We start from the raw sequence: 14130 nt of genomic DNA, 5'->3' as shown, positions 1-14130 counted from the left end.
GTCGGGGAAGCGGAGCGCCCATGTGGCGAGGGTCAGGACGCGGCGCTCGCGGGGCCGTTGGTGTTGGCCAGTACCTTCTGCCCCCCGTGCTGCCCCTCGCCCGGACCGTCCTGAGTCGCCGCCCCGACCGCGAGGACGATCGCCATCGCGAGGATCCCCACCAGGCTCGCCAGTGTGCGTCCCATCATTCCCACCCCTGTGTTCGTACGTGTGCGTTGGTGTTTTATTTTGGCGGGACTGATCGTGGGGGAAGCCATTCCCGGATGGAGTCCCCTCCGATACCGGACGGGTACCTGGCGATCAGGAGCCCGGCGGACACCCCCTAGAGTCGCGGATCATGGAGAAGAGGACGCTGGGGCGTACGGACAGGCAGGTCGGGGTGATCGGGCTCGGGGCCTGGCAGCTCGGCGGCGCGGACTGGGGGCAGACGGACGAGGCGGACGCCCTCGGCACGCTGCACGTGGCGCTCGAATCGGGCGTGAGCTTCATCGACACCGCCGACGAGTACGGGGACGGAAGAAGCGAGCAGATCATCGGCGAACTCCTGCGGTCGCTCGCGCGGACGGGCACGCAGGCACCGACCGTGGCGACGAAGATGGGCCGGCGGGCGGCCCAGACACCGGAGAACTACAACGCCGCCAACTTCCGTGCGTGGACGGACCGTTCGCGGCGCAACCTCGGGGTCGAGCGGCTCGACCTGGTGCAACTGCACTGCCCGCCCGGCCCGGTGTACGCGAGCGACGAGGTGTTCGACGCCCTCGACGCGCTGGTCGAGGACCAGACCATCGCGGCGTACGGAGTCAGTGTCCGCACCTGCGAGGAGGCGCTGGCCGCCATCCGCCGCCCGAACCTCGCCACGATCCAGATCGTCCTGAACGCGTTTCGCCTCAAGCCGCTGGAGCAGGTGCTGCCGGCCGCGGCACAGGCGGGGGTCGGCGTCATCGCGCGCGTGCCGCTGGCCAGCGGGCTGCTCTCGGGGAAGTACACGGCCGCGACCGTCTTCGGCACGGACGACCACCGCGCCTACAACCGGCGCGGCGAGTCCTTCGATGTCGGCGAGACCTTCTCGGGTGTGGATTACACGACCGGGCTGGAGGCAGTGGAGCGGCTGCGTCTGCTGGTGCCCGCGGGCGTGACACCGGCTCAGTTCGCGCTGCGCTGGATCGTCGACCAGGAGGCGGTGTGCGTCGTCATCCCGGGGGCGCGCAACGCCGAGCAGGCGCACGCGAACGCCGCCGCGGCCGCGCTGGCGCCGCTGGACCAGGACACGCACGGGGCCGTGCGAGAGGTCTACGACCAACTGATTCGTCCGCGGATCCACGACCAGTGGTGATCAGAAGATTCCGGGATTCTCGGCACAGACCGGGGAGAGGGACCCGAACCCGGCTCTGCAGACCGCGATCCGGGTCCCTCCCACGGTTGCTTCCGAACCGGGCGGCGGTCACGCCGCGGTAGCGCCGCGGCCCCTCCGGCCCCTCCGGTCATCGAGACGCGGGTCCGCCGGCGGCTCCGGCGGCCCGCATCGGGTCATCGTGCGACCGAACCCTCCCGCAGCCGCGTGATCATGCGCCGGGTGACCTGGATCGGTGTCTCCTCGCCGTCGGCGGTCGGGTCGGCGTCGGGCGCGCCGACCCGTTCGTTCCACTCCTCGTGCCCCACGAAGGGGATGGTCTCCCCGGCCGTGTACCGAGGAAGCGGACGATAGGTGTTGACGCCTTCGACCGGCTCACCGCGGACCAGAACGGGGTCGAGGTAGAGACCGTCGCTACTGATGCGCGTCGAGGTCGAGATGTAGCCGATGTCGAGCCCGCAGCGACGGTGGGCAGAGGTGTTCGCTTCGGAGCGGTGCAGCAGATGGGGGTGGTGGATCGAGACGTCGCCGGGGTTGAGCTCGATGTCGACGACGCCGCGCTTTTCGACCCATTCGTTCACGATGTCCTCGTTGGACGCGGAGTACAGCATGTTCTCCGTGTCGGTACGGAGCGAGGGAGAGTGGAGCGGCAGCCGGTGGCTCCCGGGGATCATCCGCAGACAGCCGTTCTCGGTCGAACTCCGGTCCACCGCCAGCCAGACGGTCAGCGCCTGCATCGGCTCCAGCTTCCAGTACGCGCCGTCCTGATGCCACAGCACCGGCTGGCCGTCGAAGGGCGGCTTGCAGATGTAGTGCGCTGTGAAGCAGGCGACGTCCGGACCGAGGAAGTACTCGGCGATGTCCGTCAACCCCGAGTCCGAGATGAGCCGGACCCAGAAGGCGTCGTTGCGGATCAGGGGGTGGTGCAGATGTTCGGGGCGTACATCCGGGTACTTCTCCATGAGCCACGCTATGTGAGAGCGCGCTTCCTCGATGAGGTCCATCGGGATGACATCCCGGATGATGGCGAAACCGTCCTCGGAGTATTGTTTCGCCACGTGGCTGAAGTCACGCACGAGATATAATCCTTCCCCGTCTTAGTCGCGCCCCATGCGCCCGGTCCGATTGTCCGTGTGCGGAGACGCGAATGGGCTGAGTGGAGCGTCTCTAATCTTCACCAGGGTGATACCGGTGAGGTTCCGAATGAGTACCACTCTGCTGACCTGGGGTTTTCCTGCCGCAGGAGATCTTTTCGGATCTCCGGCCGATGTTGGTTGACATGCCTCCGAGAATAGGGCTAGATTCGAGCCTCGTCTTTGCGGGCAATGCCTTTTGAGGCAAGAGTGCGGCGATATTCGTCGAGTTTTCACGGGCTTTTGTGAATGGTGACGAACTATCCAATGGGCAACTCGGAGGGCGATGTGCCGTCCGCAGACATCCCCGCATTCCGAGGCTGATCAACGGGATTTCCAGGACGAACTCGCCCGGCCGCCGCCGGCGGCGAGGAAAGGAGCCTTGACATGGAGGAGCGCCACCACTGGTACGCCGTGCGCAACGCGGAGGGCCAGTACTCGGTCTGGCGGAACCACCTGCCCGTTCCGGCGGGCTGGGAGCCCGTGCACCAGGCCGGGACGAAGGAGGCCTGCCTGGAGTACATCGACCGGACCTGGACGGACATCCGCCCCGCCAGTTCCCGCTGACAGTCCCCAAGCGGCGTTGACCATGCCTTCGGGCAGGAGGCGAGCATGAACACAGAGATCGCAGAGCCCACACCGAACGCGGCGCAAGCGGCGATCCGGACCCTCCCCGCTTCGAGCGGCCAGGAGAGGCTCTGGCTGACCGCCGAGGCCGACGGGACCACCGCTCCCTACGCGGCCCCGTTCGGTTACCACGTCACAGCGCGGCTGACGGCCGCTCAGCTCAGGGAAGCGGTTGAGCTCCTGACCGCGCGTCACGACGCGCTGCGCACCGGCCTGCACTGGACGGGTGACGGCTTGGCGCAGCAGGTGCACGCGAGCGTGCGACCCGATGTGAGAGAGCTCTCCTGCGCGAGCACGGAGGAGTTCATCGAGGCGCTGCGCTCGGCGGCGGCGGAGCCGTTCGACCTGTCCCGGCCACCCCTGGTCCGTACGTTCCACGCGGAGATCGCGCAGGACGAGACCGCGTTCGGGTTCGTCTTCCACCACTCCGTCTGCGACTCCTGGTCCTTGGAGCTCTTTCTGCGGGACCTGACGCTGGTGCTCGACGGCGGCGTCCCTGACACCGTGCCCGGCGACCATGCCGAGTGGAGCCAGGGCGAGCGGAGCTGGCTGGGGACCGCCGAGGCGGAGCGGGACCGTGCGTACTGGCGTGACCGGCTCCAGGGCGGCGCGGCTCCCCTGCGGCTTGGCCGCCACGACAGACAGCCGTCGCGCCGCGGAGACGTGCACCGCTTCGCGGTGCCGGCTCCGGTGGTGAACCAGCTCGTTGCGCAGACCGGCGCATCCCCCTTCTCGATCATGCTGGCCGCTTTCGGGACACTCCTCCACCGCTACTCGCTCAACGAGCGGGTCAGTATCGGTCTCCCCATCGCCCAGCGCGGCACGGCCGACGCCGAGCGCACCTTCGGCTACCTGAGCAACACCATCGTGGCCCTGGAGGAGTACACGGAGGACACCACCTTCCTGACCGCGGTGGCCTCGGCCTTCCAGCATGTGGCGGACGGCCTCGAACACGGCAGGCTGCCCCTCCAGGAACTGGTGCGACTCCCCGGGGTGCGGCAGGAAGGCGCTGCCTCGCTGTACCAGGCGATGTTCGGACCGCAGAACACGCCGGTGGAGACCCCGCCCATGATCGGCGGTCACCCTCTGACCCGGCTCGCGGTGCACAACGGGACCGCGAAGAACGAACTGACCCTGCTGGTCGACCAGGCAGCCGACGGATTCGCCTGCGAGCTGGAGTACGACACCGCTCTGTTCGACCGCCCCTGGGCGCAGCGGCTGGCCGCCGCTTACGTCCAGCTGCTCACGTCGGCCTCGCAGGACCCGGACACGCCGGTGGACGAGCTGCCGCTGCTCACGGCCGAGGAGAGGGCAGTGGCCTTCGCCGAGCGAGCCGACGCCGACAGCCACCCGGACGAGAATCCGGTGCACGTCGACATCGAGGCGCAGGCGCGCCGCACGCCTGACGCCGTGGCCGTCCGCTGGGCCGACGGCCGACTGACGTATCGCGAGCTCGACCGCCGGGCCAACGCGCTCGCGGCACGGATCGTGCGCTCCGGCATCGCGCCCGGCAGCCGGATCGGCCTCAGACTCGACCGGGGCCCGGAGCTGATCTGCGCGGCACTCGGGATCCTCAAGGCCGGCGCGGCCTTCGTACCGCTGGACCCGAAGTTCCCCCTCGCGCGCGTCCAGGCCATCTGCGCGGACGCCGCCGTGTCCGCCATCGTGGCCGACGCGTCCCAGACGGAGGAACTGGCCGACGTGCCGGTCCTGGTGCCGCAGGACGACGGGGCGGAGAGCGCCCCCGGCGTGCCGGTGCGCCCGGGCGACCTGGCCTGCATCTACTACACCTCCGGATCCACGGGCACCCCGAAGGGTGTCCTCATCGACCACCGCGACATGGCCTCGCGCATGGCGTACTTCCGGGACGCCTACCCGGTGGGGCCGGGAGAAGCGGCTCTGTTCAAGACGCCGCTGGTCTTCGACATCTCCGTCTGGGAGATCCTCCTGCCGCTGTTCGCGGGCGGGGAGGTGCTGGTCGCCGAGCCGGGGCGGGAGACCGACCCCGACTATCTGAGCATGGTGCTGCGCACCGAACCCGTGGCGCTGGTGCACTTCGTGCCCGTCGCGCTGGAGACGTATCTGGGCGCGGTCGAAGCAGGTTCCTACCCCCGGCTGCGCTGGGTGATCGCGAGCGGTGAGGCGGTGCCGACGAGTCTGCTCCGGCGGGCCCGCGACCACTTCGGCGCCGCCGTGCACATCCAGTACGGACAGACCGAGACGGCCGAGGTCACCGTCTGGGACGGATCCGACGACCACGGACCGGCAGCGGCGACGCTGCTCGGACGGGAGATCGGCGTCTACTCGATGCGCGTCGTCGACCGCGCGCTCCAGCCCGTGCCCACGGACGTGCCCGGCGAGCTCTGCGTCAGCGGTCCGGGGGGTGTCTCCTGGGGATACCAGAAACGGCCGGCCGTCACCGCCGAGCGATTCGTGCCCCACCCGGGCAACCCCGGTGAGCGTCTCTACCGGTCGGGAGACGTGGTCCGGCGGCTCGACACCGGCATCTACGAGTTCCTGGGCCGGGCGGACCACCAGGTCAAGATCCAGGGGTGCCGCGTCGAGCCCGGTGAGATCGAGAACGTGCTCTGCGCGCACCCGGCCGTCTCCGCCTGCGTGGTGACGGCCCGGAAGTCCTCGGACGGCAACGTCCAGCTGACCGCCTACGTCGTCGCCGGTGACAGCACGCCGTCCCCGAACGACCTGGCCGACTTCGCCGGACAGCGCTTGCCCTGGTACATGGTCCCGGGCGCCTTCGTCGTGCTGCCGGACTTCCCGCGTACGACGAGCGGGAAGATCGCGCGGGAGAGCCTTCCCGAACCGGACCGTCAGGCATTCCCCCTGGAAGGCGGGCTGGAGGGACCCATCGGCCCGTTGGAAACAGAGATCGCGGCCGAGTGGTCGCGCGTGCTCGGCATCCAGGAGATCGGCCGCCACGACGACTTCTTCCAGGTCGGCGGTACCTCGCTCAGTCTGGTGCGGGTGCTGGGTGCGGTCGGAAAGCGGTTCGGGATCACCCTGCGCGCAGGCCGGTTCAGCAGCCGCCCCACCATCGCCGCGCTCGCGGAGGCCGTCCAGGGCGGCATCGAGGAGCTGGTGAGCGGCCTCAGCGATGAGGAAGCGCTCGACATGCTGGAGGCGCTGCGCACTCATGACTGAGATATCCGTACGACGCGAGGAGCTCGTCGAACTGCTCCTGCGTGGTCGCGGCGCGCAGCGGCGGGCCGCGCCGCGGTCCGCGGCCGGGGCTCGGCTCAGCAGGGCCCAGCAGCGTCTGTGGTTCCTCGAGCAGAGGCATCCCGGCACCGCGCAGAACAACATCGCATTCCGGCTCGACCTCAACGAACCGCCGGACCGGGGGCAGCTGGAAGGGCTGCTGAGCCGGCTTCAGGAAGTGCACCAGGCGCTGCGGCTGAGGGTGTCCGGCCCGCCGGACGCCCCCGTACAGGAAGTGACCGCTTCCTGCGCGGTGCCCCTGGACTGGCACGATCTGACCGGCCACGCGCCCGAGGCGGCCCAGGAGCACGCCGCTGAGCTCACGGCGGACGCCGCCCGCCGGCCACTCGACCTGAACAGGCCGCCGCTGTACCGGGCGACGGCCATCCTGCTGCCGGACGGGACCTGGCGGCTGGTTCTGGTCTTCCACCATCTCGTCGTCGACGGCTGGTCGGTCGGTGTCCTTCTCGAGGACCTGGCCCTGCTGCTCTCCGGCAAGGAGACAGAGGTCCCCGCCACCAGCTTCGTCGACTGGGTGTCCGGCCACGACGACACGGCTGCCCCGGACTGGGTGCGGGACTACTGGGCGGGCAAGTTCGCGGACGCACCCATCGCCGGCACGCTGGCCCTGCGCGAGGGGGTCGTCGACGACCCCGGTCTGCGCGGGGGGCTGATTCCCTTCGACATCGACGCGGACCTGCGTGACGCCCTGCTGTCGCTCGCCCAGCGACTCGGCGTGACCGTGTACGCCGTGTGCCTGGCCGCCCTGAAGGTGGTGCTGCGCAGGTTCACCGACTCCTCGGCGGTGGTGGTCGGTTCCCCGACCGCGGGCCGTGAGGATCCGGTGCTCGACCGGGTCGTGGGCTTCTTCGTACGGACGCTCGCGCTGCGCACCGACATCGCGCTGGACGACAGCTTCGCCGACGTGGCGCGCCGCGTGCACCAGGTGGTCATCGAAGCCCTGGACCACCAGCCCATGCCGTTCGACGAGCTGGTGGAGCTGACGGGGGCGAGTGGCGCCCGGTCCGGCAGTCCGCTGTTCCGGACCATGCTCGCCTGGCAGGGCGCCACCGCGGAGGAGCCCGAGTGGAACGGTCGGCTGCGCGACATGCGGGACCTCGACAGCGGAACCGCCAAGTTCGACCTGACCTTCGCCCTGACCGAACACGCGGAGGGCATCTCCGGGTCGGTGGAGTGGGCGGAGCGCGGGACGGACGAGTTCGCTGCCGCGGGCGCGCTGGAAGCGTTCCTGGCCATCCTTCGGCTGGTCGTCCGGCGACCGGAGGCCCAGGTGGGGGAGATTCCGCTGGCGCAGCCCCCCGCGCCGGAGCGGGTGGAGCGGCGGGAGCGGCCGGAGCAGCCCGAGCAGCCGGTACGTGCCGGCACCGGCCGCCTCAGCCTGGCGGACGGGCTGTTCCGTCAGGCCGACCGGACCCCGCATGCCGTGGCGCTGATCGATGAGCGCGAGGGCACCCTGGACTACTCCGAACTCGCCGACCGGGTGGCCCGCACCGCGGAAGCGCTGCGTCGGCACGGCTTGCGGCCCGGCGATCGGGTGGCGCTCCTCCTGGAACGGTCGGTCGATCTCGTCGTCGGTGTCCATGCCGTCACGGCGGCGGGCTGCGGCTACATCCCGATCGACACGACGTCCCCGCCGGCCCGGATCGCCGAACTGCTGGAAGCAGCCGACGCCGCAATGGTGCTGTGTCACGAGCCGACCCGTGCGCTGCTGCCGGACGGGCCATGGCAGATCCTGGACGCCGCCGTCGGCCGGAGCGCCTCGATGCCGGCTCCACGAACGACCACGCCCGCCCGTGCCGGCGACTGCGCCTATCTCCTGTTCACCTCCGGATCGACAGGACGGCCGAAGCTGGTCGCCTTCCCGACCGACGCTTCGCAGGCGTTCCTCGACTGGTTGCAGAGCCGGATGCCCCTGGGCGCCGACGACCGGGTGCTGCTGAAGACGCCGTACGGCTTCGACGTATCGGTCTGGGAGCTTTTCTGGCCGCTGCGGCACGGAGCGTCGCTCGTCGTGGCCGCGCCGACCGGGCACGCGGACCCGGCCCACCTCGCCGCGCTGATCCAGCGCGAGCGGGTGACCGTGGTGAACTTCGTGCCGTCGGTCCTGGAGTACTTCCTGGAACAGCCGGAGGCGGGACGGTGCACCAGCCTCAGATACCTGCTCTCGGCGGGCGAGGCGCTCACTCCCTCGCTGCGGGACCGGGTGCACGACCTGTTGCCGGCCACCCTGGTCAATCTGTACGGCCCGACCGAGACGAACGCGGTGACCGCGCACACCTGCTCGCGCAACGACGACATGCGGTCCGTGCCCATCGGCACGGCGCTGCCCCACGCCAGGCTGCACGTCCTCGACGAGAACCTGCGCCCGGTCCCGTCCGGCCTGCGAGGAGAACTCTTCATCGGGGGTGAACTGGGCACCGCGATCGGCTACTGGGGACAGCCCGCCCTGACGGCCGAGCGGTTCGTCCCCGATCCGTTCAGCGCCGAACCGGGTCGCCGCCTGTACCGCACCGGCGACGCCGCGCGGCAGTTGCCCGACGGCGGCTACGAGTACCTGGGCCGGCTGGACCGCCAGGTGAAGCTGCACGGGGTGCGCATCGAGCCGGGGGAGATCGAGGCGGCACTCCTCGCGCACCCATCGCTCACCTCGGCCCGGGTGCTCGTGCTCGGCGAGGACAAGGCAGCGGAACTGGTCGCGTTCTGCACAGTGGAGCACGGCACCGCAGTCGACTGCGACGCGCTGCGCGGCTGGGCCGCGACGAGGCTGCCGCGACAGTTCGTTCCGCGCACGCTGCTGGTCCTGCCACAGCTCCCGCTGAACACCAACGGCAAGACGGACGCGAACGCGTTGACGGCGATCTGGCGGGACAGCCGCGCCGAGCGGCGGAGCAGCACGGCCGGCGTCGGACGCGATTCCGTCGAGCGGGAGATCCACGCCGCGTTCGAAGAAGTGCTGGGACATGAGGTCTGCGACCGGGAGTCGACCTTCTTCGACCTGGGCGGCAACTCGCTGCTGCTGCTGCGACTGGCCGTCGTGGTGGAAAGACGCATCGGCGTCCGGCCGGACATCGCGGACCTGGCACGACAGCCGACGGTCGCGCACCTGGCCGACCTGGTGCGCTCCCGCTCGACCCCGAGAGATCTGCAGGTCCCCCTGGCCAGCGTTCCGGGTGCCCCGAGGCTGATCCTGCTGCCCCCGGCGTCCGGCCTGGCCCTGGCCTACCTCGCCCTGGGCAGGGACCTCGCTCCCGCGCTCGACGTACAGGGCCTCGACGCCCCCGGTTTCGGCGAAACGCCGCCACGGACGGTGCCGGACTTCGTCGCGGAGCTGATTCCCGCGGTGGAGCGCCTGACCGCCAGCGGGCCGGCGGTTCTCGCCGGCTGGTCCTTCGGCGGGATTCTCGCCTACGAGCTGGGCGTGGCCCTGAGCGTCCGCGGCAGTCGGCCGGCCGCCGTGGTCATGTTCGACAGCTGGGTGCCCGCCCCGGGCGGTGCTGTGTCTTCGCGGGGTGAGGGCAATCCCGGTGAACCCTCTGGGGACGACGCGGACGGGGTGGCCTTCCTGCGTCGGCAGGGGCTCATCCCCGACGATCTCTCAGAGCAGGACCTCCGGGCACTGTCGTCCATGATCGCCGCTACGAGCGAAGCGTTCGGGACCTATCGCCCCAGCAGGGGAGCGGACTTCCCGGTCCACCTGATCCGGGCGGGCCACGGCTACCCCGGCATCACCGACAGCGGATACGACGACTGCCGCGGCTGGGCCGACGTAGTGCAGATGCTTCAGGTCAGCGAGGTGGCGGCCGACCACTTCGGGCTGCTGCGCCCGACCGCGATCCACGAACTTGCCGAGCAGCTGCGCGCCATCACCCTGCGCGTTCTGCCCGGCAACCACCCGAACACAGAAGGAGGCTCACGATGAGCTCAGCCAGGGATGTGCTCCACAATGAGGGAGTCGTGCTGCTCCGGGCGGGCGAGTACCTCTACTCGGCGGAGGAGATCGACGAGGTGATCGCGCTGTGCATGAAGCTGCCGCACGGGGACGGGATCGGGGACGAGAACCGGCTCGGAGTCGGACGGATCCTCGTCGATCCGGTGGACATCGCCCGAGGAGAGCGCGGCTACGAGCCCGCGAAGGTCGATGCGCCCGAGATCGCACAGAAGATCCTGGACATCGTGGCCTCGCAGAAGGCGCTGGCGTTCTGGGCCGACTGCTTCGGCCAGGACGAGGTGACGGTGCGCCGGGCGCAGACCAACTTCCTCCACGAGGGCAACGAGGTCGGCTGGCACAACGACCACGAGGCGAACCCGCAGTACCGGTTCAGCATCGTGATCGGCCTGACCGACGACTACTCCGGCGGTGAGTTCCTCGCCCGGATCACCCCGGAGGACGAGCGCCGCTTCCGGGTCAACCGCGGGGACGTCCTGGTGGCCAAGGCAGAGCTGCAGCACGCCGTGAGCGTGGTGGAGTCCGGCAAGCGCATGTCACTGGTCCTGTTCACGACCTGAGCCAGGGCGTCGCCGTCGGCACAGATCGTGTCGCGTACGAGATCCTGCGAGAGGGAGTTCTGAGATGCTTTCGGTCAATCTGAGCAGATTCGGGTTATGCGGGTCGGGGGTGGGTCAAGGAGCCCGGTCCGGGCTCGGCGAGGACACCTCCGCGCCCGCCCGGGTACGCGGCCGGTCCGCGCACCGGGGCCTTCGGACTCGCTGTGACGCGCCGCGGCGCGGTCTGTGAGACGGCGGACATGCGCACCTATCGCGAACTCGTCCGCACGCCGGAGTTCACACCGCTCTTCTTCGCGTACTCCGGGCAGATAGCCGCCCAGACGGTCAGCGGACTGGCCCTCAGCACGCTGATCTACACGGCCACCGGCTCACCACTGCTGTCCACACTCGCCATGTTCGGCCCCTCTCTCGCCCAGGTGATCGGCGCGACCACGCTGCTGTCGGGAGCCGATCGTCTGCCGCCCCGTGCCGCGCTGACCGGCATGAGCCTGATCTTCGGCCTGAGTACGGCCGTCCAGGCCATCCCCGGTCTGCCCGTGTGGGCTGTCTTCGCCATCCTCCTGGGCCAGGGGGTGATCGCGGCGGTGGGCGGCGGCGTGAGCTTCGGACTGCTGAACGAGATCCTCCCGAGCGACGGATACGTGCTGGGCAGCTCGGTGCTCAGCATGGCCATGGGCCTCATGCAGATCTGCGGGTACGCGGTCGGCGGCGTGCTCACGACGGCCTTGTCACCGCGTGACACGCTGCTCATCGGTGCCGCCCTCTACCTTGCCGCCTCGTTCGTCGCCCTGGCCGGCCTCAGCCGCCGCCCGCCGCGAGCCCTCGGGCGGGCCTCAGCCACCGAGACCTGGCGGAACAACGTACGGCTGTGGTCCTCCAAGTCACGCCGCTTCGTCTACCTCTCCTTCTGGCTTCCGTGCGGACTGGTCGTCGGTTGCGAGTCCCTCTACGTCGCCTATGCACCGAGGCACGCGGGACTTCTCTTCGCCTCCGGCGCGTTCGGCATGCTGGTCGGCGACATCCTGACGGGTCGGCTCCTGCCTCAGCGGTACAGGGAGCGCCTGGGTGTGCCGTTGTTGCTGCTGCTCGCCGCTCCTTACCTGATCTTCGCTCTGCATCCGGCACTGCCCTTGGCGTTGCTGGCCGTCATGTTCGCCACCGTCGGATATTCGGCCAACTGGGTCCTTCAGGAACGCCTGTTGTCGCTGACCCCCGGGGAGCTGAGCGGGCAGGCGCTGGGCCTCTACACCTCCGGCATGCGCACCATGCAGGGCCTCGGTGCCGCCCTCGCGGGCGCGGTGGCCGAGTTCTCCTCGCCTTCGACGGGGATAGCCGTGAACGCCGCTCTCGCAATCATGATCACGCTGGTCCTGATGCCGGGGCTGCGCTCCGATCGCGGAATCGACCGAGCCGGCCGGGCTGTGGCACCCGAGCAACCGCATCTCACGACTGGGGGAGAAACGACATGACCGCGGCATCAGAGAGAGGGTTCGCATTGTCCGGAATCAAGACGCCTGCGGGCCCGCGCGGTTCGCATCAGCCGTGGTGGAACCCGCAGCGCGGATCCTCCATGCCCTTTCGACGCTACGCGAGGTCCGGACCCCGGCTTCCGTACGAGCCTACCGACCGCAGCTGGCCGACGCAGTCCCTGGTCAAGGCTCCACTGTGGGCTTCGGTCGACCTTCGGGACGGAAACCAGGCGCTGAGCAGCCCGATGGATGTCGAGCGCAAGCGACGCATGTTCGAACTGCTCGTGCGCATGGGCTTCAAGGACATCGAGGTCGGGTACCCCTCCGCGAGCGACGCGGACTTCTCTTTCGTACGCATGCTGATCGAGAACGACGAGATCCCCGACGACGTCACCATCTCCGTCTTCACCCCGGCGCGGCTCGAGCTGATCGACCGGACCTTCCAGGCCATCGAGGGCGCCGACCGGGCGATGGTGCATCTGTGCCATGCGACCGCCTGTCTGTGGCGCGACGTCGTGTTCGGTATGAGCACTGACGAGGTGCAGGCGATGGCCGTCCGGTCGGCTGAGCACATCGCCCGGAAGGCGAGTTCCGCCAAGGGTGCGGACCTGCGGTTCGAGTACTCGCCGGAGACGTTCAACGTGACGGAGCCCGATTTCGTTCTCCAGGTGTCGAACACCGTCACGGCGCTCTGGGACGCGAGCTGCGACCGCCCGGTCACGCTGAACCTTCCGAGCACGGTGGAGACCGACTCCCCCAACGTCTATGCGGACCAGATCGAATGGATGCACCGCAATCTCGACCGTCGGGACGCCGTCATCCTTTCCGTGCATCCGCACAACGACCGCGGCACGGCCGTGGCCTCCGCCGAGCTGGCCGTGATGGCCGGGGCGGACCGGATCGAAGGCACCCTCTTCGGCAACGGCGAACGTACCGGCAACGTATGCCTGGCGACTCTCGCACTGAACCTCTTCAGCCAGGGCATCGACCCTCAGCTGGACTTCTCCGACATCGACGAGATCCGCCGCACGGTCGAGTTCGCCAATCGGCTCCCCACCTCTCCCCGTCACCCCTATGCCGGCGACCTCGTCTATACCGCGTTCTCGGGAACTCACCAGGACGCCATCGCAAAAGGCCTCGCCGCGATCGAACGCCAAGCCCTCGCAGCCGACATCGCTTGGAGCGAGGTGCCCTGGGACGTCCCCTACCTGCCCCTCGACCCCAAGGACGTGGGGCGGGCCTACGAATCAGTCGTCAGAGTCAACAGCCAGTCCGGCAAGAGTGGTGTGGCGCACCTGCTCATGAGCGCTTATGGGCTGGACCTGCCGCGCGGGCTCCGGGTGGAGTACGCCAAGCGGGTGCAACGTGTCGCCGACGACCGTGGCTCGGAGCTGACGTCCCGGGATCTCCGCGCGATCTTCACCGAGGAGTACCTCGATTTCGCGCAGTCGGCACTTCTGCTCAAGGACTTCCGCGTCATCCGCGAGGAATCCACGACGCACGTCGAGGCCCTCGTGGTTGTGGGCAACGGTGCGGAGGTACGGCTGAGCGGAACCGGAGCCGACACTGCTGCCGCCTATGTGGACGCACTTCTGGACGCCGGTTTCATATGTGAACTCCTAGAACTGACGGAACACACCGTCGGTGAAACTCTCGGCAACGGCTTCGCCGCCTATGCGTTGCTCAGCCTGAACGGGGAGTCCTGGTACGGGGCCGGACTTGCCGCTGATCGGGACGCCGCCCGGCTCAACGCCGTGACCTCCGCCGTCTGTCGAGCCCTGGCTTCCTGACCCGTCACATGACTCTT

Annotated in this window: 9 protein-coding genes; 7 read left to right on the top strand and 2 right to left on the bottom strand. The window is 69.4% G+C overall.

Features of this window, described 5'->3' with window-relative positions; translation table 11 throughout:
• Nucleotides 1-32: 32 nt before the first annotated feature.
• Complete coding sequence (locus tag Q4V64_RS00540) at nt 33-188, bottom strand: hypothetical protein (RefSeq protein WP_172629576.1); 156 nt, start codon at nt 186-188, stop codon at nt 33-35.
• A gap of 149 nt (nt 189-337) precedes the next feature.
• Here Q4V64_RS00540 and Q4V64_RS00535 point away from each other — a divergent pair, with 149 nt between their 5' ends.
• Complete coding sequence (locus Q4V64_RS00535; RefSeq protein WP_124445220.1) at nt 338-1333, top strand: aldo/keto reductase; 996 nt, start codon at nt 338-340, stop codon at nt 1331-1333.
• A 194-nt stretch (nt 1334-1527) separates the two neighbouring features.
• On the opposite strand, the gene Q4V64_RS00530 is transcribed toward Q4V64_RS00535, so the two are convergent.
• A complete protein-coding gene (locus Q4V64_RS00530; protein WP_253267477.1) occupies nt 1528-2409 on the bottom strand; it encodes a phytanoyl-CoA dioxygenase family protein in 882 nt (293 codons plus the stop codon).
• Nucleotides 2410-2871: 462 nt separating this feature from the next.
• Between Q4V64_RS00530 and Q4V64_RS00525 the strand changes: the two genes are divergently transcribed.
• The 6 genes from Q4V64_RS00525 (at nt 2872) to Q4V64_RS00500 (ending at nt 14113) form a co-directional block, all read left to right on the top strand.
• Entirely contained in the window at nt 2872-3051 is a 180-nt protein-coding gene (locus Q4V64_RS00525; RefSeq protein WP_124445218.1) for an MbtH family NRPS accessory protein, read from the top strand.
• 45 nt (nt 3052-3096) lie between these two features.
• The gene (locus Q4V64_RS00520; protein WP_124445217.1) at nt 3097-6270 is read left to right on the top strand and encodes a non-ribosomal peptide synthetase; all 3174 of its coding nucleotides are present in this window, start codon (nt 3097-3099) and stop codon (nt 6268-6270) included.
• Nucleotides 6263-10267, top strand: a complete 4005-nt coding sequence (locus tag Q4V64_RS00515; RefSeq protein WP_172629575.1) for a non-ribosomal peptide synthetase — start codon at nt 6263-6265, stop codon at nt 10265-10267. The genes Q4V64_RS00520 and Q4V64_RS00515 overlap by 8 nt, the downstream gene beginning before the upstream one ends.
• Nucleotides 10264-10854: a 2OG-Fe(II) oxygenase gene (locus Q4V64_RS00510; RefSeq protein WP_124445215.1), complete on the top strand. Its 591-nt coding sequence runs from the start codon at nt 10264-10266 to the stop codon at nt 10852-10854. The genes Q4V64_RS00515 and Q4V64_RS00510 overlap by 4 nt, the downstream gene beginning before the upstream one ends.
• A gap of 239 nt (nt 10855-11093) precedes the next feature.
• Nucleotides 11094-12323: an MFS transporter gene (locus Q4V64_RS00505; protein ID WP_253267476.1), complete on the top strand. Its 1230-nt coding sequence runs from the start codon at nt 11094-11096 to the stop codon at nt 12321-12323.
• Nucleotides 12320-14113: a 2-isopropylmalate synthase gene (locus Q4V64_RS00500; protein WP_253267475.1), complete on the top strand. Its 1794-nt coding sequence runs from the start codon at nt 12320-12322 to the stop codon at nt 14111-14113. Before Q4V64_RS00505 ends, Q4V64_RS00500 begins: the two co-directional genes overlap by 4 nt.
• Nucleotides 14114-14130 lie beyond the last annotated feature (17 nt).

The sequence above is a fragment of the Streptomyces sp. NL15-2K genome, assembly GCF_030551255.1.
Taxonomy (GTDB): Bacteria; Actinomycetota; Actinomycetes; order Streptomycetales; family Streptomycetaceae; genus Streptomyces.
This window is presented reverse-complemented; position numbering and strand designations above follow the sequence as displayed.